Here is a 21,073-nt window from a genome sequence, read left to right as displayed (position 1 = left end):
GCCGGGGATTCGTCTTCGGCGCCGGCTTATGCTTCGGTAGAAATTGGGTCAGCAGCCCCGCTCTCCCTCGGAGACGGGAGGGGGCGGGGCGGCTGATTTTTGTTTGCTCTTTCTCATCGGTATACGGACATGGAAGCCCAGAATATTCGCATTCGCCTCAAGGCGTTCGACCATCGCGTGCTTGATCAGGCGACTGGCGAAATTGCCGAAACGGCCCGCCGCACCGGCGCGCTGATCCGGGGTCCCATTCCGATGCCGACGAGGATCGAGAAGTTCACCGTGAACCGCGGTCCGCACATCGACAAGAAGTCGCGGGAGCAGTTCGAGGTTCGTACCTACAAGCGGTTGCTCGATATCGTGCAGCCCAACGCCCAGACGGTCGATGCGCTGATGAAGCTTGATCTTGCTGCCGGCGTCAATGTCGAGATTAAGCTCGCTTAAGCCTCGGCATCCGGCGAAAGCCGGGCTCGCTGTCCTCCTGGCTGGACGTTAAATAGCTGGAACTGTTTCGAGGCCGCCACAGGCGACCGATGATCCCGGCCTCGGCCCGGATAACGAAATTGGTGGATACCGCCGGGCCTGGCCCGGGCTGCGTCCCCCGTCTCGCTGCTGCCGTTTCCGGTGGCAGCACTCAGCCCGGACGGGGCGGCGCATCGAAAAACGGGCTGCAAGCCTTCCGGGATGGTCCCGGCAGGCCTCTGTGTAGGAGTTTTGACGATGCGCACCGGCGTAATCGCAAGAAAAGTCGGGATGACCCGCCTCTTTCAGGAGGATGGTCGCCATGTACCGGTAACGGTTCTTGCGCTCGACAATTGCCAGGTCGTTTCGCACCGCACGCTTGACCGCGATGGCTATGTGGCGGTGCAGGTCGGTTCGGGCGAAGCCAAGCAGAAGAATGTGGCCAAGCCGCAGCGCGAACATTTCGCCAAGGCCGAAGTGCCGCTGAAGAAGCGAGTGGCCGAATTCCGCCTCGACAGCGAAGACGGGCTGGTGCCGGTCGGCGCGACCATCAGTGCCGAGCATTTCCTGGCCGGCCAGAAGGTCGACATCACGGGGCACACCAAGGGTAAGGGTTTTGCCGGTGCGATGAAGCGCTGGGGCTTCGGCGGTATGCGCGCCACGCACGGTGTGTCGATCAGCCACCGCGCCCACGGTTCGACGGGTAATCGTCAGGATCCGGGCCGCGTGTTCAAGAACAAGAAGATGGCCGGCCATATGGGCGACCGTCAGCGCACGCAGCAGAACCTCGAAATCGTCCGCACCGATGCAGAGCGCGGGCTGCTGTTCGTCAAGGGTTCGGTGCCCGGCCACAATAATTGCTGGCTGCTGGTCCGCGACGCGGTCAAGCTGCCGCAGCCCGACGGCGCGCCGTTCCCTGCCGCGATCTTCGAGAAGAAGAGCACGCTGCCCGAGCACGAGGAAGCGCCCGCTGGCATGGTCGAGGCTGCTGCCGAGCACGAAGTGATCGAGCAGGTTCCGGCCGAACAGCAGGAAGCGTTGCTCGAAGAGCAGAATGCCGGCGTTGCGGCCGATTCGGATAATGCTGCCGAAGGCGGCGATGAAGGCAAGGAGTCCTGATCGTGAAGGTCAAGGTCCACACTATCGACGGCGTACAGGCGTCGGGCGATGTCGAGCTCAATGATGCCGTGTTTGGCGTCGAGCCGCGCGCCGACATCCTGCACCGCGTCGTCACCTGGCAGTTGGAAAACCGCCGCGGTACGGCCCGGCCGACGCGCGAGCGTTCGGACGTTGCCCGCACCGGCAAGAAGTTCGGCCGGCAGAAGGGTGGCGGTACCGCCCGTCACGGCGACCGCGCGGCGCCGATCTTCATCGGCGGCGGCAAGGCGCACGGCGCGCGCAAGCGGGACTTCCACCAGTCGCTGAACAAGAAGATCCGCGCCCTGGGTCTTCGCATGGCGCTGTCGAGCAAGGCCAGGGAAGGCCTGGTGGTGGTCGACAGCCTCGAGCTGAAGGACGCCAAGACCAAGGCGCTTAAGGGCCATTTCGACAAGGCCGGCTGGAGCGGCAAGGTGCTGGTGATTGACGGTGATGCCGTCAATGAGGGCTTCCGCCTCGCTGCTGGCAACCTGCCGGGCGTGAACGTGATGCCCGCGGCAGGTGCCAATGTGTACGACATTCTGAAGCACGACACGCTGGTCCTGACCAAGGACGCGGTCGCCAAGCTGGAGGCGCGCTTCAATGGCTAAGACCAAGCAGATCGATGCGCGTCATTACGACGTCGTGCTCGCCCCGCACATCACCGAGAAGGCGACCCTGCTCTCCGAGCATAATGCGGTCGTTTTTAAGGTCGCCAACGATGCCACCAAGCCGCAGATCAAGGAAGCGGTCGAGGCGCTGTTCGATGTCAAGGTGACGGGCGTCAATACGATGGTCGCCAAGGGCAAGACCAAGCGCTGGAAGGGCAAGGCCTACAAGCGCAGCGATGCGAAGAAGGCTGTCGTCACGCTCGCCGATGGCGACCAGATCGACATCACCAGCGGCATCTGAGGCCAGGATTTAGGATAGAGCAATGGCACTCAAGAACTACAATCCGACGAGCCCGGGCCGGCGTGGCCTGATCCTCGTCGACAAGTCCGGCCTCTACAAAGGCAAGCCGGTCAAGGCGCTGACCGAAGGCAAGCGCAAGACCGGCGGCCGCAATAATAAGGGCCACGTCACCTCGCGCGGCATCGGCGGCGGTCACAAGCAGAAGTACCGCTATGTCGATTTCAAGCGGCGCAAGTGGGATGTGGAAGGCACCGTCGAACGGCTGGAATATGATCCCAACCGCACCGCCTTCATCGCGCTGGTCAAGTACGACGACGGCGAACTGGCCTATATCATCGCGCCGCAGCGGCTTGCCGTGGGCGACAAGGTGGTGGCCGGGGAACGGGTCGATACCAAGCCCGGTAACGCCATGCTGCTTGGCCAGATGCCGGTCGGCACGATCTGCCATAATGTCGAGATGAAGCCGGGCAAGGGCGGCCAGATCGCCCGTTCGGCCGGCACCTATGTCCAGCTTGTCGGTCGTGACCGCGGGATGGTGATCGTGCGCCTCAACAGCGGCGAGCAGCGCTATCTGCGCGCCGATTGCATGGGCACGGTCGGCGCGGTGTCGAACCCTGACAACCAGAACCAGAACCTGGGCAAGGCCGGCCGTCGCCGGTGGATGGGCAGCAAGCCGCTGACCCGCGGCGTTGCCAAGAACCCGGTCGATCACCCGCATGGCGGCGGCGAAGGCCGCACCAGCGGCGGCCGCCATCCGGTGACCCCGTGGGGCAAGCCGACCAAGGGTGCCCGCACCCGCCACAACAAGCAGACGGACAAGATGATCATCCGTTCGCGCCACGCCAAGAAGAAGAGGTAATCCGACATGGCTCGTTCCGTCTGGAAAGGTCCGTTCGTCGAACTCAGCCTTCTGAAGAAGGCGGAGGACGCGCAGGAAGCGGGTGGCCGCGCACCGATCAAGACCTGGTCGCGTCGCAGCACGATCCTGCCGCAATTCGTCGGCCTGACGTTCAACGTCTACAATGGCCGTAAGTTCATCCCTGTCTCGGTCAACGAAGACATGGTCGGTCACAAGCTCGGTGAGTTCGCGCCCACGCGCACTTTCCCGGGTCACGCCGCCGACAAGAAGGGCAAGCGCTGATGAGCAAGCAGAAAGCTCCGCGCCGCGTCGCCGATAACGAGGCGCTGGCGGTTGGCACGACCATTCGCGGTTCAGCCCAGAAGCTGAACCTGGTGGCCGGGTTGATCCGCGGCAAGAAGGCCGAGGATGCGCTCAACATCCTCGCTTTCTCGAAGAAGGCGATGGCCAAGGACGCCAGCAAGGTGCTCGCCTCGGCGATCGCCAATGCGGAAAACAACCACAATCTGGATGTCGACGCGCTGGTCGTGGCCGAGGCTTCGGTCGGCAAGTCGATTACCATGAAGCGGTTCCACACGCGTGGCCGCGGCAAGTCGACCCGCATCCTCAAGCCCTTCAGCCGGCTTCGGATCGTGGTCCGTGAAGTAGAGGAGGCGTAAGCCATGGGTCAGAAGAGCAATCCGATCGGCCTGCGCCTGCAGATCAACCGGACTTGGGACAGCCGCTGGTACGCCGAGGGGCGCGACTATGCGCAGCTGCTCAAGGAAGACATCGCGATCCGCAAGTTCATCATGGATTCGCTGCCCCAGGCGGCGATTTCCAAGGTGGTGATCGAGCGCCCGGCGAAGCTGTGCCGCGTGTCGATCTATGCGGCTCGGCCGGGCGTCATCATTGGTAAGAAGGGCGCCGACATCGAGAAGCTGCGCGGCCAGCTTGCCAAGATGACCGCCAGCGAGGTGAAGCTGAACATCGTTGAAATCCGCAAGCCGGAAATCGACGCGAAGCTTGTCGCACAAGGTGTCGCCGATCAGCTGATCCGCCGTGTCGCGTTCCGCCGGGCGATGAAGCGCGCGGTGCAGTCGGCGCTGCGCCTGGGCGCCGAAGGCATCAAGATTGTCTGCGGTGGCCGGCTCGGCGGGGCGGAAATCGCCCGCGTCGAATGGTACCGCGAAGGCCGGGTGCCGTTGCACACGCTGCGCGCCAATGTCGATTACGCCGAAGCCGAGGCGCTGACCGCCTACGGCATCATCGGGATCAAGGTGTGGATCTTCAAGGGCGAGATCCTCGCTCACGATCCGACCGCGCAGGACCGGCTGATGATGGAAGCGCAAACTTCTGGCGTCCGCCCGGTTTTCGACCGGCGCTAAGGTAGAGTAAGCCAAATGCTGCAACCGAAGAAAACCAAATACCGCAAGGCCTTCAAGGGCAGGATCAAAGGTGACGCCAAGGGTGGCACCGCTCTGAACTTCGGCTCATATGGCCTGAAGGCACTCGAACCGGAACGCGTCACCGCGCGTCAGATCGAAGCCGCTCGCCGCGCGATCACGCGCCACATCAAACGCCAGGGACGCCTGTGGATCCGCGTGTTTCCGGACGTGCCGGTGTCCAAGAAGCCCGCCGAAGTGCGGCAGGGTAAGGGCAAGGGCTCGGTCGAATACTGGGCCGCCCGCGTGAAGCCGGGTCGCATCCTGTTCGAATTGGACGGCGTGGCCGGCCCGCTGGCCGCTGAAGCGTTCGAGCGTGCGGCGATGAAATTGCCGATCAAGACCAAGGTCGTGGCCCGTCTGGGCGACACCTCGCACCTCGGAGGCGAATGATGGCCAAGAATGTCGAAGACCTGCGGGCCAAGAGCGACGATCAGCTGAACGACCAGCTGGTCGAGCTGAAGCGCGAGCAGTTCAACCTGCGCTTCCAGGCGGCGACCAACCAGCTTGAGCGCCCCGCGCGCATCCGCGAGGTGCGCCGCACCATTGCGCGGATCAAGACCCTGCAGACCCAGCGCGCCGCAACGGCCGAAGCCAAGGCGTAAGGAAGAACCCATGCCCAAGCGTATCCTGATCGGGACCGTCACCTCCGACAAGACCGACAAGACCGTCACCGTGCTGGTCGAACGCAAGGTGAAGCACCCGCTCTACGGGAAGATCATCCGTCGTTCGAAGAAATATCACGCGCACGACGAGAACAACGAATATCGCCCCGGCGACACCGTCCGCATCGAGGAGACAAAGCCGATCTCCAAGACCAAGACGTGGGCCGTGCTCGACCGAGTCCAGGCCAGCAAGGGCGTGGCGGTCGAAGCCGATCTCGAAGTCGAGGCGGCGGGCAACTGATGTTAGCGCCCGGCCACGCGGCCGGGCAGGTTTTTGGAACTGCCGGACTGGTTCCGGCAAGCCAGGTAGGAAGGAACAGCATCGATGATTCAGATGCAATCGAACCTCGACGTGGCGGACAATAGCGGCGCCAAGCGCGTCCAGTGCATCAAGGTGCTGGGCGGGTCGAAGCGGCGCACCGCCGGGGTCGGCGATGTTATCGTCGTGTCGGTCAAGGAAGCGCAGCCGCGCGCCAAGGTCAAGAAGGGCGACGTTCACCGCGCGGTGATCGTTCGCACCAAGAAGGATGTGCGTCGTCCCGATGGCAGCGTGATCCGTTTCGATTCGAATGCCGCCGTGCTCGTCAACAAGAACGAGGAGCCGATCGGTACCCGTATCTTCGGCCCGGTGGTGCGCGAACTGCGCGGCCGCGGCTTCATGAAGATCATCTCGCTCGCGCCGGAGGTGCTGTGATGGCTGCCGCCAAGATCAAAAAGGGCGACAAGGTCGTCGTGCTGTCGGGCAAGGACAAGGGCCGTACCGGCACCGTCCAGACCGTGATGCCGAAGGACGGCAAAGTCGTCGTCGAAGGCATCAATGTCGCGGCCCGTCATCGCAAGCCGAGCCAGGCCAACCCGCAGGGCGGGATCGATCGCCGCGAGGCGCCGATGCACATCGCCAAGGTTGCGCTGGCCGATCCCAAGGACGGCAAGCCGACCCGCGTGCGGTTCGAAACCAAGGACGGCAAGAAGGTCCGCGTGGCCGTGAAGTCCGGGGAGACCATCGATGGCTGACAAGTACACCCCGCGTCTCAAGACCGATTACGAAAGCCGCATCGTCAAGGCGATGACGGAAAAGTTCGGCTACAAGAATGCGATGGAAGTGCCCCGGCTGGAAAAGATCACGCTCAATATGGGCGTGGGTGAAGCCAGCCAGGACAAGAAGAAGGTCCAGACCGCGGCCGAGGAAATGGCGCTGATTGCCGGTCAGAAGCCGGTCATCACCAAGGCGAAGAAGTCGATCGCTCAGTTCAAGCTGCGCGAAGGGATGCCGATCGGGGCCAAGGTGACGCTCCGCCGTGAACGGATGTACGAATTCCTCGACCGTCTGGTGACGGTCGCGATGCCGCGCATCCGCGACTTCCGCGGCCTCAATCCGCGTTCCTTCGACGGCCGTGGCAACTACGCCATGGGCCTCAAGGAACAGATCGTGTTCCCCGAGATCTCCTACGACAAGATCGAGAAGATCCGGGGCATGGACATCATCGTAACCACCACGGCGAAGACCGATGACGAAGCGCGTGAGCTGCTCCGCCTGTTCGGTTTCCCGTTCCCCCGCGAAGAGGCCGCTGCCCCGGAACCGACCGGTGAGCAGCAGCAGGCCGCTGCGTGACGCAGATTTGAGGAAGAGAGCTTAAGTCCATGGCGAAACTGAGTTCCATCAACAAGAACGAGCGGCGCAAGAAGCTCGTGAAGAAGTATGCCGGCCAGTATGCCCGGTTGAAGGCGATTGCCGACGATGAATCCCTCGACGAGGGCGAGCGTCTGATCGCGCGCCTCAAGCTGGCGGAAATTCCGCGCAATGCGAACCCGACCCGGGTGCGCAACCGCTGTGCCACCACCGGCCGCCCGCGCGGCTACTACCGCAAGTTCGGTCTCAACCGCATCGAACTGCGTAACCTCGGCAACAAGGGCCTGATCCCGGGCCTGACCAAGTCGAGCTGGTGAGGATCTGACAGATGGCTATGACCGATCCCTTGGGTGACATGCTCACCCGCATCCGCAACGGCCAGCAGGCGAAGAAGGACAGCGTCCTCTCTCCCGCGTCGAAGCTGCGTGCCAATGTCCTCGAAGTGCTCCAGCGCGAAGGCTACATCCGTGGCTACAGCGAAGACACTTCGGGCAAGCACAAGGCGCTGCGGATCGAATTGAAATATTTCGAAGGCGAACCGGCGATCAAGCACGTTGCGCGCGTCTCGAAGCCCGGTCGCCGGATCTATTCGGGCAGCCGCGAACTGCCGGTGGTCCGCAACGGCCTTGGCATCACCATCGTCTCGACGCCGCGTGGCGTGCTTTCGGATGCCGAAGCGCGCACGCAGAATGTTGGCGGCGAAGTGCTGGCGGAGGTGTTCTGATGAGCCGCATCGGCAAGAAGCCGGTGGCGATCCCGGCCGGGGTCACCGCCAATATCGAGAACGGCACGCTCACCGTGAAGGGGCCCAAGGGCACCCTGTCGATGGGCCTGGCCGACGATGTCGAATACAAGCTCGAAGACGGCTCGATTTCGGTCACGCCGGCGAACGACACCCGCCGCTCGCGCGATTTCTGGGGGATGCAGCGCACGCTGGTCTCGAACCTGGTCGAAGGCGTCACCGACGGCTTCACTAAGGTGCTGGAAATCACCGGCGTCGGTTATCGTGCGAGCGCGCAGGGCAAGAAGCTCAAGCTTCAGCTCGGCTACAGCCACGATGTCGATCTCGACGTGCCCGAAGGTCTGGAGGTCAAGACTCCTGACCAGACGACGGTCGAAATCAGCGGCATCGACAAGCAGGCCGTAGGCCAGTTCGCCGCCGAAATCCGCCGCTGGCGCAAGCCCGAACCCTATAAGGGCAAAGGCATCAAGTACCGCGGCGAATACATCTTCCGCAAGGAAGGGAAGAAGAAGTAACATGGCCAAGCTTTCCCTGTTCGATCGCCGCCGCCGCCGGGTGCGGACCGCGCTCAAGAGCCGCGCCGGTGGCAAGCCCCGCCTCTCGGTGCACCGCACTGGCCGCCACATCTATGCGCAGATCATCGACGATGCTGCCGGTCGCACCCTCGCCGCCGCGAGCACGCTGGGGGCCGACAACACCGGCGCCACCGTCGATGCTGCCAGCAAGGTGGGTAAGGACATCGCCGAAGCTGCCAAGAAGGCCGGCGTAACCACCGTCGTGTTCGATCGCGGCGGCTTCCTGTTTCACGGCCGCGTCAAGGCGCTGGCCGACGCCGCCCGCGAAGGCGGGCTGGAGTTCTGATGATGGCTGACGAAAACACCAACGAAACCACTCCGGTGGAAACGACCGAAGCTCCGGCCGTGGCGACTACGCCGAGCGAAGCGGCCGAGAACCAGTCGGCAGCGGCGGGCGATCCCGCGCAGCCGGCAGAAGCGCGCGAAGGCGGTCGTGGCCGTGGCCGCGGCGGCGATCGTGGCGGGCGTGACGGGGGCCGTGGCCGTGGCCGGGGCGACCGCCGTGACAATCGCCGCGAAGAGGAAGATGACGGGATCATTGAAAAGCTGGTCCACATCAACCGCGTCTCGAAGACGGTGAAGGGCGGCAAGCGGTTCGGCTTTGCAGCGCTGGTCGTGGTCGGTGACGGGTCGGGCCGCGTCGGCTTCGGTCATGGCAAGGCGCGCGAAGTGCCCGAAGCCATCACCAAGGCGACCGCCTCGGCGCGCAAGAAGATGATCCGCGTCCCGCTGAAGGAAGGTCGTACGCTGCACCATGACGGCAATGGTCGTTTCGGGGCCGGCAAGGTGACTGTCCGGACCGCGCCTCCGGGGACCGGCATCATTGCCGGCGGTCCGATGCGCGCCGTGTTCGAGAGCTTGGGCGTCGCCGATGTGGTGACCAAGTCGGTCGGCACGTCCAACCCCTACAACATGATCCGCGCCACTTTCGATGCGCTGCAGGACCAGACTTCGCCGAAGTCGGTCGCGCAGCGCCGCGGCAAGAAGGTCGCTGACCTGCTCGGCCGTGGTGGCGCCAGCGAGGCCGAGGCGGAAGCCGACGCAGCGGCTCTGGTGGAGTAAGAGATAATGGCTACCATCAAGATCAAGCAGATCGGTTCGCCGATCCGTCGCCCCGAAGCGCAGCGCAAGATTCTCATCGGTCTCGGTCTCAACAAGATGCACAAGATCGTTGAGCGCCAGGACACCCCCGAAGTGCGCGGCGCGATCGCCAAGATCCCGCATCTGGTCGTGGTGGTCGACTGACCTTTAGCACTATGTGCTAGTGATACGGAGAAACCCCGGCCTCTGCGCCGGGGTTTTTTCATGCGCGCGGCGTGAGCACTCCCGACCACGAGGTATGTTTCCAGCCGCGCGGCAGCGGTAGCCAGCGGTCGCGTCGATACCGCGAATGGAATGCGACCTCGCCCAGTTCAAAGCCGAAGCGCGCGGTCAGCTGGCGCATGGTGCGCGGATCGAACCAGCAGGTATGCTCGGGATTGTTGGCCACCTCGCGCCCCCACATCGCCTTGACGCTGTTGCGCCAGTACCATGGGTTAGGCGTCTGGATGATCAGACAGCCACCCGGCACCAGGGCTTCACGTGCCGATCGGAGCAATCCGCCAGGATTGCCCAAATGTTCAATGATATCGCCGGCCACCACCACGTCGACCCGTTCGGTAACGGAGAAATCCTCGGCATCGCCCTGGAGCACGCGGTACCCTCGCGCGGCGAGTGCGGCCACGCCTTCGGAGTCGAGATCGATGCCGGTCACCTCGGCCGCGCTTTCGGCCAGTGCACGATGGAGCCAATAGCGCGATGTATAGGCTCGCGGGTCGTGCATCACGCAGCCGAGATCGATCACGCGCCGCCCTCGGCATCGGGTGACGACATACGCTATCTTCGGATCGTCCCATGCAACCGGCTCCGCAGTCATTGGCAGCGGCCTTTCGGGCGGCACATTCTTCAGATCGCGTGGGTTCACATGCCGGCCGTGAAGGGCCGGAAGGGGCTTGGCAAGCCCGCTGTCGGCGGCTATGCGCCCCGCTTTCCCACAAGGTGCGAAACCCCCTGCTGCGGCGGGGCCAAGCGAAAGCGAGTGCAGACAATGAAACTCAATGACATCCGCGACAATGATGGTGCGCGCAAGAGCCGCATCCGTGTCGGCCGTGGCATCGGGTCCGGCAAGGGCAAGACCGCCGGCCGCGGCCAGAAGGGTCAGAAGGCGCGTTCGGGCGTTGCGGTCAACGGCTTTGAAGGCGGTCAGATGCCGCTGCACATGCGGCTGCCGAAGCGCGGCTTCAACAACATCTTCGCCAAGGATTATGCCGAGGTGAACCTGGGCATGGTCCAGAAGTTCATCGATTCCGGCAAGCTCGACAAAGGCGCGACGATCGATCACGACGCGCTCAAGGCGGCCGGCCTTGCGCGCGGCGGCAAGGATGGCGTGCGTCTGCTCGGCAAGGGTACGCTGACCGCCAAGGTCGCGTTCAAGGTCGCCGGCGCCAGCAAGGGCGCCATCGAGGCGGTCGAACAGGCCGGTGGCTCGGTCGAGGTGATCGCCAAGGGCGCGCCCGAACACGAAAAGAAGGCCGCCCGCGCCGAAGCCAATAAGGCCGCCCGCGCCAAGGCCAAGGCCGGCGAATAAGCGGATAGATACAAAGCGGGGGTTCGCAACGCGGCCCCCGCACCCTATCTATCGGCCCTGTGCCGGGAGGGACCGGCGCCAAGCTAGGAATTCGAGTGTCTCATGGCATCACGCGCCGACAATCTCGCCAGCAATCTGAGCTTCGCCAACTTCTCCAAGGCGACCGAGCTCAAGAAGCGCATCTGGTTCACCATCGGTGCGCTGGTCATCTTCCGCTTCCTCAGCTTCGTGCCGCTGCCCGGCGTTAACCCGCTGATCCTCGAGACGCTGTACGACCAGACGCGGGGCGGCATTCTCGACCTGTTCAACACGTTCTCGGGCGGCAGCCTTGAACGCATGAGCCTGATCGCGCTGGGCGTGATGCCGTACATTACCGCGTCGATCGTGGTGCAGCTTGCGGCAGCGCTTCATCCGGCGCTCGCGGCGCTGAAGAAGGAAGGCGCGACCGGGCGGCAGAAGCTTAACCAGTACACCCGCTATGGCACCGTGTTCCTCACCGCCATCCAGGGCTGGTTCCTCGCGGTGGGCCTCGAAAGCTACGGCGCGCAGAGCGGTCTGCAGGCGGTGGTCGATCCGGGCCTGTTGTTCCGCATTGTTGCCGTCATCAGCCTGATCGGCGGGACCATGTTCCTCCTCTGGCTGGGTGAGCAGATCACCAGTCGGGGCATCGGCAACGGTGTATCGCTGATCATCATGGCGGGCATCGTCGCCCAGTTCCCCAGCTTCACCGCCAACCTGTTCGAAGGCGGGCGGACCGGCTCGATCAGCCCGGTGATCATTATCGGCTTCCTGGCGATGATCGTGGTGCTGATCCTGTTCATCGCCTTCATGGAGCGGGCGCAGCGGCGGTTGCTGATCCAGTATCCCAAGCGCGCGACGCAGCGCGGGATGATGCAGGCCGATCGCTCGCACCTCCCCCTCAAGCTGAATACCGCGGGCGTCATCCCGCCAATCTTCGCCAGTTCATTGCTGCTGCTGCCGCTGACCATCAGTCAGTTTGCCGGCAACGCGCTCGACCAGAATTCGACCGCCGGCGGGATCATCAACCAGCTCAATTTCTATCTCCAGCACGGGCAGCCGATCTACATGCTGCTCTATGCAATCGGGATCATCTTCTTCAGCTTTTTCTACACCGCGGTGGTGTTCAATCCCGAGGAAACGGCGGAAAACCTCAAGAAGAACGGCGGCTTCATCCCCGGCATTCGCCCGGGCAAGCGCACCGCCGATTATCTCGATTACGTGCTGACCCGTATCACGGTGATCGGGGCGATCTATCTCACCATCGTCTGCGTGGTGCCGGAATATATGATCGCGCAGACCGGCATTCCGCTGTTCCTTGGCGGCACCAGCCTGCTGATCGTGGTCAACGTGACAGTGGATACCATCAGCCAGATCCAGTCCCACCTGCTTGCGCATCAATATGGCGACCTTATCAAGAAGGCTAAGCTGAAGGGGCGGCTGCGCTAGGTCGCCGGCTGGCCGGGCACGGTGCGTAGACGGGAAGGGGCCGCCATGAACATCATCCTCCTCGGACCGCCGGGCGCCGGCAAGGGGACGCAGGCCCAGCGGCTGGTTGATGGGCGCGCCATGCGCCAGCTTTCGACGGGCGATATGCTGCGCGCCGCAGTGAAGGCGGGCACGCCTGTCGGTCTCAAGGCCAAAGCCGTGATGGAGCGCGGCGAACTCGTCTCCGACGAGATCGTCTCTGAACTGATCGATGCGGAGCTGGCCACGATGGGCCCGGCTGTCGGGGCAATCTTCGATGGTTATCCTCGGACCGGTGAGCAGGTTTCGGCGCTTGATGAGATCCTTGCTCGGCACGGGCGGCGCCTCGACCGGGTGATCGAGCTGGAGGTCGACGAGGATGCGCTGGTTGACCGGATCACCGGCCGCTTCACCTGCGCCAATTGCGGCGAGGGGTATCATGACCGCTACAAACTGCCGCGCCAGCCGGGCACCTGCGACAAATGCGGTTCGACTGAGTTCAAGCGCCGGCCTGACGATAACGAGCAGACCGTGCGCACGCGCATGGCCGAATATCGTGCCAAGACGCAGCCGATCCTGCCCGATTATGAACGCCGCGGGATCGTCGCACGGGTAGACGGTATGGCCGACATGGACAGCGTCAGTTCCGCGATCGAGCAGGCTCTTGGGTAGGCCGGCGCTCGCCGGGCTGATCGGGCCGCTCGTCGCCGCCACGCCCGTTTCTGCCGCCGCCGAAGTGCTGACCGCGAGCGAAAACGCCCTTGTCACCAGCCACCGCGCCGAGTTGCCTGCCACTCCGCCGGTCGTGTGGGCAACGTTGGTGGAACCGCGCCTGTGGTGGGCCGATGGCTACACATGGTCGGGCCATTCGGAGAATCTTTCACTCGATCCGCGCGGGCGGGTGCTTCTGCGAAACGCTGCCGGCGACAGCGCGGGCGCCTGCCGGCAGCGTCGAGCATCTGCGCGTGATCCACGTCCATCCGGGCCGCTTGCTGCTGCTGTCCGGTGCGCTGGGGCCGTTGCAGCAGGAGGGCCTCGCGGGGACCCTGTCAATCGCGCTGGAGCCGCGGGCGAACGGCCGCACTGAGATGGTCTGGACCTATACGGTGAGCGGCTATCGTGCCGGCGCGGGTGGATTAGGTGTACTGGCGGAACCCATTGATGCGGTGCTCGCACAGCAGGTGGCAGGGCTGAGCAAAGCCCTCTCCGGCCCCAATCCAAGCGGTGCCGGCGTACCGGTTGACTCTGCAGTGGAATCGCATTAAGCGCGCGCCTCATTCGACAAAACGGTCGGTCCGGAAGGTGCCAGCCTCAGGCGTGCGCCGTCCGGTCCTTTGCCGTTCATGCCGGATGAAGCGTTGAGATAGAAAGCCGCCCCGGTTCATGATGGGCCTGTGCCGCTTTCTGTGGAGCATGGAGAATTAAGTGGCTCGTATTGCCGGGGTGAACCTCCCCACCAACAAGCGCGTGATTATCGCGCTGACCTATATCCACGGGATCGGTCGCACGACCGCCGTCGAAATCGCCAACAAGCTGGGTATCGATCACGCTCGCCGGGTGCAGGATCTGTCGGATGCCGAAGTGCTCCAGATCCGCGAAACGATCGACGCCGACCACACGGTCGAGGGCGATCTGCGGCGCGACACGGCGATGAACATCAAGCGGCTGATGGACTTGCGGTCGTATCGCGGCCTGCGCCATCGTTCGGGCCTGCCCGTTCGCGGCCAGCGCACGCACACCAACGCCCGCACCCGCAAGGGCAAGGCCAAGCCGATCGCCGGCAAGAAGAAGTAAGCTGCGCCGGGCCGCCGTGGCGCGGCCGCCAGCTTACCGATCCCATCAGGACAGGATACGAACATCATGGCACGCGAACCCCAGCGCATTCGGCGCCGCGAGCGCAAAAACATCACCAGCGGCGTGGCGCACGTCAACGCCAGCTTCAACAACACGATGATCACCATCACCGACGCCCAGGGCAACGCCATTTCGTGGTCGTCGGCCGGCATGATGGGCTTCAAGGGCAGCCGCAAGTCGACGCCCTATGCCGCCCAGGTCGCCGCTGACGATGCCGGCAAGAAGGCCGCCGAACATGGCGTGCGCACGCTGGAAGTCGAAGTGAAGGGCCCCGGCTCGGGCCGTGAAAGCGCGCTGCGGGCGCTCCAGGCGGTGGGCTTCACCATCACCTCGATCCGCGATGTGACGCCGATCCCGCACAATGGCGTAAGGCCGTCCAAGCGCCGCCGCGTCTGATCCGTACCTGCCCGGCGGGCCGCTCGGTCCGCCGCCCTTTACGGACCGGACGCGCACCGCCTGCGCCCCGGTCCGCCCGCATTTGAACCTCAGGGGATATCCATGTCCGTCAACACCAAGAACTGGCAGGAACTCAAGAAACCCAACAGCCTTGAAATCAAGGATGGCGGCGACAAGGGCCGCAAGGCCACCTTCGTTGCTGAACCGCTCGAACGCGGCTTTGGCCTGACCATCGGCAACTCGCTGCGCCGCGTGCTCCTTTCCAGCCTGCAGGGCGCGGCGATCACCTCGATCAAGATCGAGAACGTGCTGCACGAATTCTCCTCGCTTGCCGGAGTGCGCGAGGACGTGACCGACATCGTGCTCAACGTGAAGCAGATCGCGCTCAAGATGGAAGGTGAAGGCCCCAAGCGGCTGCAACTTTCCGCCACCGGGCCGGGCGAGGTCAAGGCCGGCGATATTGCCGTCACCGGCGACATCGAAGTGATGAACAAGGACCTGGTCATCTGTCATCTCGACGAAGGCGCGACGCTCAACATGGAGCTGACCGCCGACACCGGGAAGGGCTATGTGCCGGCGACGGGCAACCGTCCGGTCGATGCGCCGATCGGGCTGATCCCGGTCGACTCGCTCTATTCGCCTGTTCGCCAGGTGAGCTACAAGGTTGATAATGCCCGCGTCGGGCAGGAACTCGATTTCGACAAGCTCAACCTGACGGTCGAAACCGATGGTACCGTGACCCCTGAAGATGCTGTGGCCTATGCCGCGCGTATCCTGCAGGACCAGCTCAGCCTGTTCGTCCATTTCGACGATGGTATGCCGCAGGCTGGCTCGCCGATGATCGGCCATGCCGCGCCGATCGAGGAATCGGACGCCAACCAGCTGAACCGGTACCTCCTCAAAAAGGTCGACGAGCTGGAATTGTCGGTCCGTTCGGCGAACTGCCTCAAGAACGACAACATCATCTATATCGGCGACCTTGTTCAGAAAACCGAAGCCGAGATGCTGCGGACGCCGAATTTCGGCCGCAAGTCGCTCAACGAGATCAAGGAAGTGCTGTCGTCGATGGGGCTACGGCTCGGTATGGATATTCCGGGCTGGCCGCCTGAAAACATCGAGGAGATGGCCAAGAAGCTGGAGCAGGAACTGCTCGGCTGATCTGGCTCGATCCTCGCAAACTATCAAAAGGCCGCTCCGCAAGGGGCGGCCTTTCCTTTTGGCCCCGGGGAAACCTATCCGGTGCGAGGCGTTCATGATGCCAGATGTCCAATAATTTCAGGTGATCTATGCGTCTCAAAACCCTTCTCGCCGCCGTGTCGATGGCGGCCATTGCGGTTCCCGCCCAGGCTCAGACGACCACACAGCCATCTACGCGTGACCGGATTACGCAGATCCTCGGCAATCTGCTCGGTGTCGGGAACAGCGCAGATTCCTCGCTCGAGGGCCAATGGCGGGCCGGTCGGACCCCGCTCGCTAACCAGCGGGCCGAATTCGAAAGCCGCGTTGATGCGGATGTGCGGAACGGGCGGATGGCGCAGGCGACGGGTGCACGGTTAAAGAGCGACTATTACCAGCTTGTCGAGCTCGAAGCACGCTACGGGGCTGATCGGTCATATTCGTCCGCCGAGCGCAGCGAACTGACCGCGCGATATAACGAACTGCTGCAGGTTCTCGCCGATGGCCGGTATGGTGACAGCCAGTATGGAAATACCGACCTTTTCAGCCGCTGGGACGTGCGTGACGGACAGGCCGAGTTTAATCGGCGCGTTGATGCGCAGGTCGCGGCGCGGCGCTTGACCCGCACCGTCGGCACCCGGCTTAAGTCTGATTATGCCCGCCTGATCACGCTCGAAGCGGATTATATGCGCGATGGCACGTTGACTGATCGCGAGCGTGACGATCTCGATACCCGTCTCGACGCGCTGGACCAGCGGGTGGGAGATATCGCCTATACGACGCCCGTGATGACCAACCGCGCCCGCCTCGACGCAATAGCGCAGGCGCTGCCGAGCAGCGGGCTGAGCCTCGCCGCGCGTCAGCAATTGCTCGTCGAACATGGCGACATCGTGCGGCTGGAAGCAGCCTACGCGCGGCTGACCCCCACAGCGGAGGAGCGCGCTTATCTCGAAAGCCGGATCTCCGATCTCGAAAACCGGGCGCGCGTGCGCCGCTGATCGGAAAGCTGAATCTCCGGCGTCAGGGTTGACTTTCCCGCGAGGTTCCGCTTGGGCGGCGCTTCGCGGGGAAGGGCCCCGCGTGGTTTGGGCTACCTGGCACGGGCCCTCAACGAACGGAGATACCCATGCGTCATGGAATGAAGCAGCGCAAGCTCGGCCGGAAGACCGGCCATCGGAACGCGATGTTCCGTAATATGGCGGCTGCGCTCATCAAGCACGAACAGATTATCACCACCGCCCCTAAGGCAAAGGAGCTGCGGCCCTACGTTGAGAAGCTCGTCACGCTGGCGAAGCGTGGCGGCCTTTCGAACCGCCGCCTGGCTGCCAGCCGATTGATGGACGACACCCAGCTCAAGAAGCTGTTTGATGTCCTCGCTGAGCGCTACGCTGATCGCGAAGGCGGTTATGTCCGCATCATCAAGGCGGGCATCCGCGAATCCGACGCCGCTCCGCTTGCGGTGATCGAATTCGTTGACCGCGATCTGGCCGCCAAGGGCCAAGATAGCGGCCCGGTGACGACCGCCGACGAAGAGGAATACGCAGACGCCTGATTGGGCGAAACGCGCACCGATGATCGCAAGGGGAGGGCCGCGAGGCTCTCCCCTTTGTTCATTCCTCGTGGGGAATGGCTGAACGGCGGCTGACGGGGCAATTCAGCATCACACAACGCGCACACTGGTACACCATCCACATGCAGCGCATCACGGCGCCGCGCAGTGGAAGGACAGCACCATGAAGACCTTTGGCAAATCGATCATCGGTTCCGCAGCCGTCGGCGCGATGGCGCTGGCCTCTGCGGCGCCGGCTATGGCGCAGGACCGGTACCGCGATTACCGGGATGACAATCGGATCAATGCGGGCGAGATTATCGCCGGTGCCGTAATCCTCGGCGGTATTGCTGCAGCGACCGGCGCGCTGCGCGGCAATCGCGGCTACGACTACCGCTATGACGATCGGTATAATGATCGCTATACAGACCGGTATAACTGGCGCGATGGCTATCAGCGCGGCAGTTCGCGCCAGGCCGTCGAACGGTGCGTGCTGGCAGCCGAACAGGATGCGGCGCGCTACACCTATGGCCGCGCGGATGTGACTGGTATCACCGATGTCGATCAGCGGCGCGATGGCTACCGCGTGCGCGGCGAAATCGCGGTCGGCCGCGATGGGCGATACAACGGTTGGGGTGGTGATTGGCGCGATCGCGATTCCTATCGCAGTCGCGGCGATTCCGGGCGCTTCACCTGCGACGTGCGCTACGGCCGGATCGTCAATCTCGACTATAGCGGGCTGCGCGGGCTCCGCTGAGCGAACCTGCATGAATCTGGGGCGGTTCAGGCTATCGCAAGCCTGAGCCGCCCAATTTCGTATAGATAAGCTTTCGTCCGAGGAGCCGCTGATGCGCCGCGTATATTTTGCTGGCTCGACCGCCTTTGCCGTTGCCGCGTCACTGGTTGCGACGCCGGTTGCCGCCTCACCGCTGAGCGATGCGCCGCAAGCCCCGGCCCAGGCGGCGTGGAGTGATGATGCAGTCGCTGTGAACCAGTGGGGCGGTTGGGGCTGGGGCGGCGGCTATTGGGGTGGCTACCGGCGCAACCGCGTCAATGCCGGCGACGTACTGGCCGGCGTCCTCATCATCGGCGGAATTGCCGCGATCGCCAATGCCGCGACGCGCAATGCCCGCCATGATGAAAGCTACCGCGAGCGCGATTATCGCTACCACGACCGGCGCTATCAGGAGCCGGTCTATCGCTATCGCGATGCGCGGCCTGACAGCCGGTTGGGCGAAAGCCGCGGAATGGACCGGGCGGCCGATATGTGTGTCGATGCAATCCAGCGCAATGTTCGCGTTGCCGAGGTGACCGGCGCTCAGCGCACCGCCCAAGGTTGGCGGATCGACGGCACCATTTTCGACGGACGCGGCTTCACCTGCCGGATCGGCAATGACGGGCGCATTGAGGACGTCGATTACGGCGCGGTGCAGCTAGGCTGGCAGGGCAGCGCAGTCGATAATCAGTGGGACGATGCGCGCTATGCCACTGCGCGGCGGCAGGCGGACGATGCTGCGCTGGGTGGCAGTAGTGCGCCGGTGACCGACGGGCCGCAGCCGGCCTATCCCGGTGGTCCGCTCCCCGGCGAAAGCTGATCGCGCTCGCTCAACCCCGATCGCGGTATGCGGGCAGACCGATATTTCGCATTATGGCAGCCGCCCGCAGCGCGAAGCCGCAGCCGACGGCGATGGTCCACACCAGAGCGGTGGGCAGGCTTGCCAATTCGCCGAGCACGCACAGGCTGGCCGAGAGCGCGGCGGCGGTCACATAGATCTCGGGGCGCAGCAGGATCGACGGCCGGCCGATCAGTACGTCGCGGATGATCCCGCCGACGCAGCCGGTGAACACCCCCATGATGATCGCCGGCACGGGCGTGACGCCATAGGACAGCGCCTTGCTGGTTCCGAACACGGCAAAGCCCGTCATTCCGAGCCCATCCGCCAGATCGACCAGCTTGCCCTCCCACCATCTCGTCGGCGTGAACCAGGCGACCAGCGCGGCCAGCAGGCAGACTGCCGCCACCCACGGGTCGCGGATCCAGAAGACCGGCGCGCCGATCAGCACATCGCGAACCGATCCGCCGCCGACACCCGTGGCGAGCGCGAGGAAGGCCAGCGTAACAAAGGTTTGCCCGGCCCGAGCGGCGACAACAGCGCCGGTCAGCGCGAACAGCGCGACCCCGCCAAGGTCAAGCCAGGCGAGCGCATGCAGCAGCGTATCCGGCGGCTCCAGCACCATCGTCAGCCGCCAAGAATAACATCGATCTCGCGCGCCGCGCCGATGGTGCCCAGATCGCCCCAGCGCGGACCGATCACTTGCAGGCCGCAGGGCAGATGGGCTGTATGCCCGATCGGCAGCACGGTCGCCGGAAGGTTCGGGAAGGTTACCAGCCCCGCCCAGGCAAACACCTCGACAAAGCTGCGCACTTCGCCGTTGATGGTGACCTTGCGGTCGCGAATGTCGGTCGCGTCGTGCTCAAAGGCGAGTATCGGGGCAGGGGGGGCGAGGACGTAATCGAATTGTTCGAACAAGGCCGCCCAGGCCGCTTCATTACGCGCCTGGACATCGAGCAGGTCGAACCAGTCGGTGGCGGTGGCGCGCGTACCGTCGGGCGCGCGGCCGCCGCGGCTCATGCCGATATTGAGCATCCGCATATAGTCGCGGTGCTGCTGGTTGAGGTCGGGCACCAGCTCGCTGCTGCGTGCGATCTGCACGCCGGCCGCCGCCAGCACCTCGAGCGCGGCTTCGATCGGCGCGCGCACCGCGTCATCAATCGGGCTCACCGGATGGTCAAGCAGCGCCAGAACGCGCGCGTCGCGCAACGGGCGCGTCGCTTCGCGCAGCGGCAGCGCGGCCGTCAGGCGCAGTAGCAATTCGAGATCCTCGGCATTGCGCGCGAATGGCCCTGCAATCGACAGCGCACCGTCATGCGCGCCAAGCCCCGCCATCAGCGGATGATCGTGCCCCTCCTTCGAAACGAGACCCCAGCTGGTCTTGACAGTCCAGACGCCGCAGAAATGGGCGGGCACGCGAACCGAGCCGCCAATGTCGGTGCCATATTCGCACGGCACCATGCCCGACGCCACCGCTGCCGCGCTGCCACCGGACGATCCGCCGGGGCTGCGGCCGGTATCGTGCGGATTGCCAGTGCGGCCATAGACCGGGTTGTCGCTTTGCCAGTCCGACAGGTCCGGCGGGATGTTGGTCTTGCCAAGGATGATCGCACCGGCATCCTTTAGCAACCGCACAACCCGCGCATCCTCCGGGGCGATGGTGCCGGCAAATTTCTCGAGCCCCCAGCAACTCGGCAAGCCGGCAACATCGAAGCTCTCCTTGACCGTCATCGGCACGCCGAACAGAGGCTGCCGCTCGCTGGGCGCTTGATCGGTCAGCGCGCGGGCTCGATCGCGGGCCCGCTCGAAATCCCGTACCACGACCGCGTTGATCGGCCCGTCAAGCGCCTCGATCCGGGCAATGGCGGCGTCCACCGCCTCCAGTGGCGACAACTCGCCGGCGGCAATCATACCGGCGAGCGCAATGGCGCCCGGCTCGTTGGTCAGTTTCGTATAGTCCATTGCGCGTTG

General features: G+C 64.2%; 34 protein-coding genes. 31 read left to right on the top strand and 3 right to left on the bottom strand.

The features are described from left to right. Positions 1-129: 129 nt before the first annotated feature. From rpsJ to rpmD, 20 genes are all read left to right on the top strand, one after another. Positions 130-441, top strand: a complete 312-nt coding sequence (gene rpsJ / locus ILT46_RS04405; RefSeq protein WP_061924928.1) for a 30S ribosomal protein S10 — start codon at positions 130-132, stop codon at positions 439-441. Positions 442-717: 276 nt separating this feature from the next. Further along, a complete protein-coding gene (rplC, locus tag ILT46_RS04400; RefSeq protein ID WP_199503420.1) occupies positions 718-1,578 on the top strand; it encodes a 50S ribosomal protein L3 in 861 nt (286 codons plus the stop codon). Between the two features lie 2 nt (positions 1,579-1,580). Next, a complete protein-coding gene (gene rplD, locus ILT46_RS04395) occupies positions 1,581-2,207 on the top strand; it encodes a 50S ribosomal protein L4 (RefSeq protein WP_199503419.1) in 627 nt (208 codons plus the stop codon). Continuing rightward, positions 2,200-2,508, top strand: coding sequence for a 50S ribosomal protein L23 (locus ILT46_RS04390; protein ID WP_199503418.1), 309 nt, complete (start codon positions 2,200-2,202; stop codon positions 2,506-2,508). The genes rplD and ILT46_RS04390 overlap by 8 nt, the downstream gene beginning before the upstream one ends. A gap of 22 nt (positions 2,509-2,530) precedes the next feature. Next, on the top strand, positions 2,531-3,367 hold the full coding sequence (gene rplB, locus ILT46_RS04385; RefSeq protein WP_199503417.1) for a 50S ribosomal protein L2: 837 nt from the start codon (positions 2,531-2,533) through the stop codon (positions 3,365-3,367). A gap of 6 nt (positions 3,368-3,373) precedes the next feature. Then, positions 3,374-3,649, top strand: a complete 276-nt coding sequence (gene rpsS, locus ILT46_RS04380; protein ID WP_199503416.1) for a 30S ribosomal protein S19 — start codon at positions 3,374-3,376, stop codon at positions 3,647-3,649. Continuing rightward, the gene (gene rplV, locus ILT46_RS04375) at positions 3,649-4,026 is read left to right on the top strand and encodes a 50S ribosomal protein L22 (RefSeq protein WP_199503415.1); all 378 of its coding nucleotides are present in this window, start codon (positions 3,649-3,651) and stop codon (positions 4,024-4,026) included. Before rpsS ends, rplV begins: the two co-directional genes overlap by 1 nt. Before the next feature lie 3 nt (positions 4,027-4,029). Next, entirely contained in the window at positions 4,030-4,734 is a 705-nt protein-coding gene (gene rpsC, locus ILT46_RS04370; protein WP_199503414.1) for a 30S ribosomal protein S3, read from the top strand. Between the two features lie 15 nt (positions 4,735-4,749). Continuing rightward, a complete protein-coding gene (rplP, locus tag ILT46_RS04365) occupies positions 4,750-5,184 on the top strand; it encodes a 50S ribosomal protein L16 (protein WP_199503413.1) in 435 nt (144 codons plus the stop codon). Then, positions 5,184-5,396: a 50S ribosomal protein L29 gene (gene rpmC, locus ILT46_RS04360; RefSeq protein ID WP_199503412.1), complete on the top strand. Its 213-nt coding sequence runs from the start codon at positions 5,184-5,186 to the stop codon at positions 5,394-5,396. The genes rplP and rpmC overlap by 1 nt, the downstream gene beginning before the upstream one ends. A 10-nt stretch (positions 5,397-5,406) precedes the next feature. Further along, entirely contained in the window at positions 5,407-5,697 is a 291-nt protein-coding gene (gene rpsQ / locus ILT46_RS04355) for a 30S ribosomal protein S17 (protein ID WP_199503411.1), read from the top strand. A gap of 84 nt (positions 5,698-5,781) precedes the next feature. After that, complete coding sequence (gene rplN / locus ILT46_RS04350; protein WP_068862142.1) at positions 5,782-6,150, top strand: 50S ribosomal protein L14; 369 nt, start codon at positions 5,782-5,784, stop codon at positions 6,148-6,150. Next, the gene (rplX, locus tag ILT46_RS04345; protein ID WP_199503410.1) at positions 6,150-6,470 is read left to right on the top strand and encodes a 50S ribosomal protein L24; all 321 of its coding nucleotides are present in this window, start codon (positions 6,150-6,152) and stop codon (positions 6,468-6,470) included. Before rplN ends, rplX begins: the two co-directional genes overlap by 1 nt. After that, a complete protein-coding gene (gene rplE / locus ILT46_RS04340) occupies positions 6,463-7,068 on the top strand; it encodes a 50S ribosomal protein L5 (RefSeq protein ID WP_199503409.1) in 606 nt (201 codons plus the stop codon). Before rplX ends, rplE begins: the two co-directional genes overlap by 8 nt. A 29-nt stretch (positions 7,069-7,097) precedes the next feature. After that, a complete protein-coding gene (gene rpsN, locus ILT46_RS04335; RefSeq protein WP_199503408.1) occupies positions 7,098-7,403 on the top strand; it encodes a 30S ribosomal protein S14 in 306 nt (101 codons plus the stop codon). Positions 7,404-7,414: 11 nt separating this feature from the next. After that, positions 7,415-7,810: a 30S ribosomal protein S8 gene (gene rpsH, locus ILT46_RS04330; protein ID WP_199503407.1), complete on the top strand. Its 396-nt coding sequence runs from the start codon at positions 7,415-7,417 to the stop codon at positions 7,808-7,810. Next, the gene (gene rplF / locus ILT46_RS04325; protein WP_199503406.1) at positions 7,810-8,343 is read left to right on the top strand and encodes a 50S ribosomal protein L6; all 534 of its coding nucleotides are present in this window, start codon (positions 7,810-7,812) and stop codon (positions 8,341-8,343) included. Before rpsH ends, rplF begins: the two co-directional genes overlap by 1 nt. Position 8,344: 1 nt before the next feature. Further along, positions 8,345-8,689 carry a 50S ribosomal protein L18 gene (gene rplR, locus ILT46_RS04320; protein ID WP_199503405.1) on the top strand — a complete coding sequence of 115 codons (345 nt, stop codon included), beginning with the start codon at positions 8,345-8,347 and terminating at the stop codon, positions 8,687-8,689. Positions 8,690-8,691: 2 nt separating this feature from the next. Then, positions 8,692-9,465: a 30S ribosomal protein S5 gene (rpsE, locus tag ILT46_RS04315; RefSeq protein ID WP_370592327.1), complete on the top strand. Its 774-nt coding sequence runs from the start codon at positions 8,692-8,694 to the stop codon at positions 9,463-9,465. 6 nt (positions 9,466-9,471) lie between these two features. Further along, the gene (gene rpmD, locus ILT46_RS04310) at positions 9,472-9,648 is read left to right on the top strand and encodes a 50S ribosomal protein L30 (protein WP_199503404.1); all 177 of its coding nucleotides are present in this window, start codon (positions 9,472-9,474) and stop codon (positions 9,646-9,648) included. Positions 9,649-9,706: 58 nt separating this feature from the next. Here rpmD and ILT46_RS04305 read toward each other — a convergent pair whose 3' ends face one another. Continuing rightward, a complete protein-coding gene (locus ILT46_RS04305) occupies positions 9,707-10,318 on the bottom strand; it encodes a class I SAM-dependent methyltransferase (RefSeq protein WP_199503403.1) in 612 nt (203 codons plus the stop codon). 171 nt (positions 10,319-10,489) lie between these two features. On the opposite strand from ILT46_RS04305, the gene rplO reads away from it, so the two are divergent. From rplO to ILT46_RS04250, 11 genes are all read left to right on the top strand, one after another. Further along, on the top strand, positions 10,490-11,029 hold the full coding sequence (gene rplO / locus ILT46_RS04300; protein ID WP_199503402.1) for a 50S ribosomal protein L15: 540 nt from the start codon (positions 10,490-10,492) through the stop codon (positions 11,027-11,029). Positions 11,030-11,131: 102 nt separating this feature from the next. Further along, positions 11,132-12,496, top strand: coding sequence for a preprotein translocase subunit SecY (gene secY, locus ILT46_RS04295; RefSeq protein WP_199503401.1), 1,365 nt, complete (start codon positions 11,132-11,134; stop codon positions 12,494-12,496). A 45-nt stretch (positions 12,497-12,541) separates the two neighbouring features. After that, positions 12,542-13,186, top strand: coding sequence for an adenylate kinase (locus ILT46_RS04290; RefSeq protein WP_199503400.1), 645 nt, complete (start codon positions 12,542-12,544; stop codon positions 13,184-13,186). Positions 13,187-13,479: 293 nt separating this feature from the next. Then, the gene (locus tag ILT46_RS04285) at positions 13,480-13,779 is read left to right on the top strand and encodes a hypothetical protein (RefSeq protein WP_199503399.1); all 300 of its coding nucleotides are present in this window, start codon (positions 13,480-13,482) and stop codon (positions 13,777-13,779) included. A gap of 160 nt (positions 13,780-13,939) precedes the next feature. Beyond that, positions 13,940-14,308, top strand: coding sequence for a 30S ribosomal protein S13 (rpsM, locus tag ILT46_RS04280; RefSeq protein WP_199503398.1), 369 nt, complete (start codon positions 13,940-13,942; stop codon positions 14,306-14,308). Positions 14,309-14,374: 66 nt separating this feature from the next. Next, entirely contained in the window at positions 14,375-14,764 is a 390-nt protein-coding gene (gene rpsK / locus ILT46_RS04275) for a 30S ribosomal protein S11 (RefSeq protein WP_021689122.1), read from the top strand. 102 nt (positions 14,765-14,866) lie between these two features. Then, positions 14,867-15,922 (top strand): DNA-directed RNA polymerase subunit alpha, encoded by a 1,056-nt coding sequence (locus ILT46_RS04270; protein ID WP_199503397.1) that lies wholly within the window; start codon positions 14,867-14,869, stop codon positions 15,920-15,922. A gap of 128 nt (positions 15,923-16,050) precedes the next feature. Next, entirely contained in the window at positions 16,051-16,938 is an 888-nt protein-coding gene (locus ILT46_RS04265; protein ID WP_199503396.1) for a hypothetical protein, read from the top strand. 128 nt (positions 16,939-17,066) lie between these two features. Further along, positions 17,067-17,492, top strand: coding sequence for a 50S ribosomal protein L17 (rplQ, locus tag ILT46_RS04260; protein WP_233396980.1), 426 nt, complete (start codon positions 17,067-17,069; stop codon positions 17,490-17,492). Between the two features lie 181 nt (positions 17,493-17,673). After that, a complete protein-coding gene (locus ILT46_RS04255) occupies positions 17,674-18,246 on the top strand; it encodes a hypothetical protein (protein ID WP_199503394.1) in 573 nt (190 codons plus the stop codon). Between the two features lie 91 nt (positions 18,247-18,337). Next, positions 18,338-19,084 carry a hypothetical protein gene (locus ILT46_RS04250; protein WP_199503393.1) on the top strand — a complete coding sequence of 249 codons (747 nt, stop codon included), beginning with the start codon at positions 18,338-18,340 and terminating at the stop codon, positions 19,082-19,084. A 10-nt stretch (positions 19,085-19,094) separates the two neighbouring features. Here the strand turns inward: ILT46_RS04250 and ILT46_RS04245 are convergent, their stop codons facing one another. After that, entirely contained in the window at positions 19,095-19,727 is a 633-nt protein-coding gene (locus tag ILT46_RS04245; RefSeq protein WP_199503392.1) for a trimeric intracellular cation channel family protein, read from the bottom strand. Positions 19,728-19,729: 2 nt separating this feature from the next. Next, positions 19,730-21,064 (bottom strand): amidase family protein, encoded by a 1,335-nt coding sequence (locus ILT46_RS04240; RefSeq protein WP_199503391.1) that lies wholly within the window; start codon positions 21,062-21,064, stop codon positions 19,730-19,732. Positions 21,065-21,073: the final 9 nt, after the last annotated feature.

This window comes from Qipengyuania sp. YIM B01966 (assembly GCF_016461955.1).
Lineage (GTDB): Bacteria > Pseudomonadota > Alphaproteobacteria > Sphingomonadales > Sphingomonadaceae > QFOP01.
This window is presented reverse-complemented; position numbering and strand designations above follow the sequence as displayed.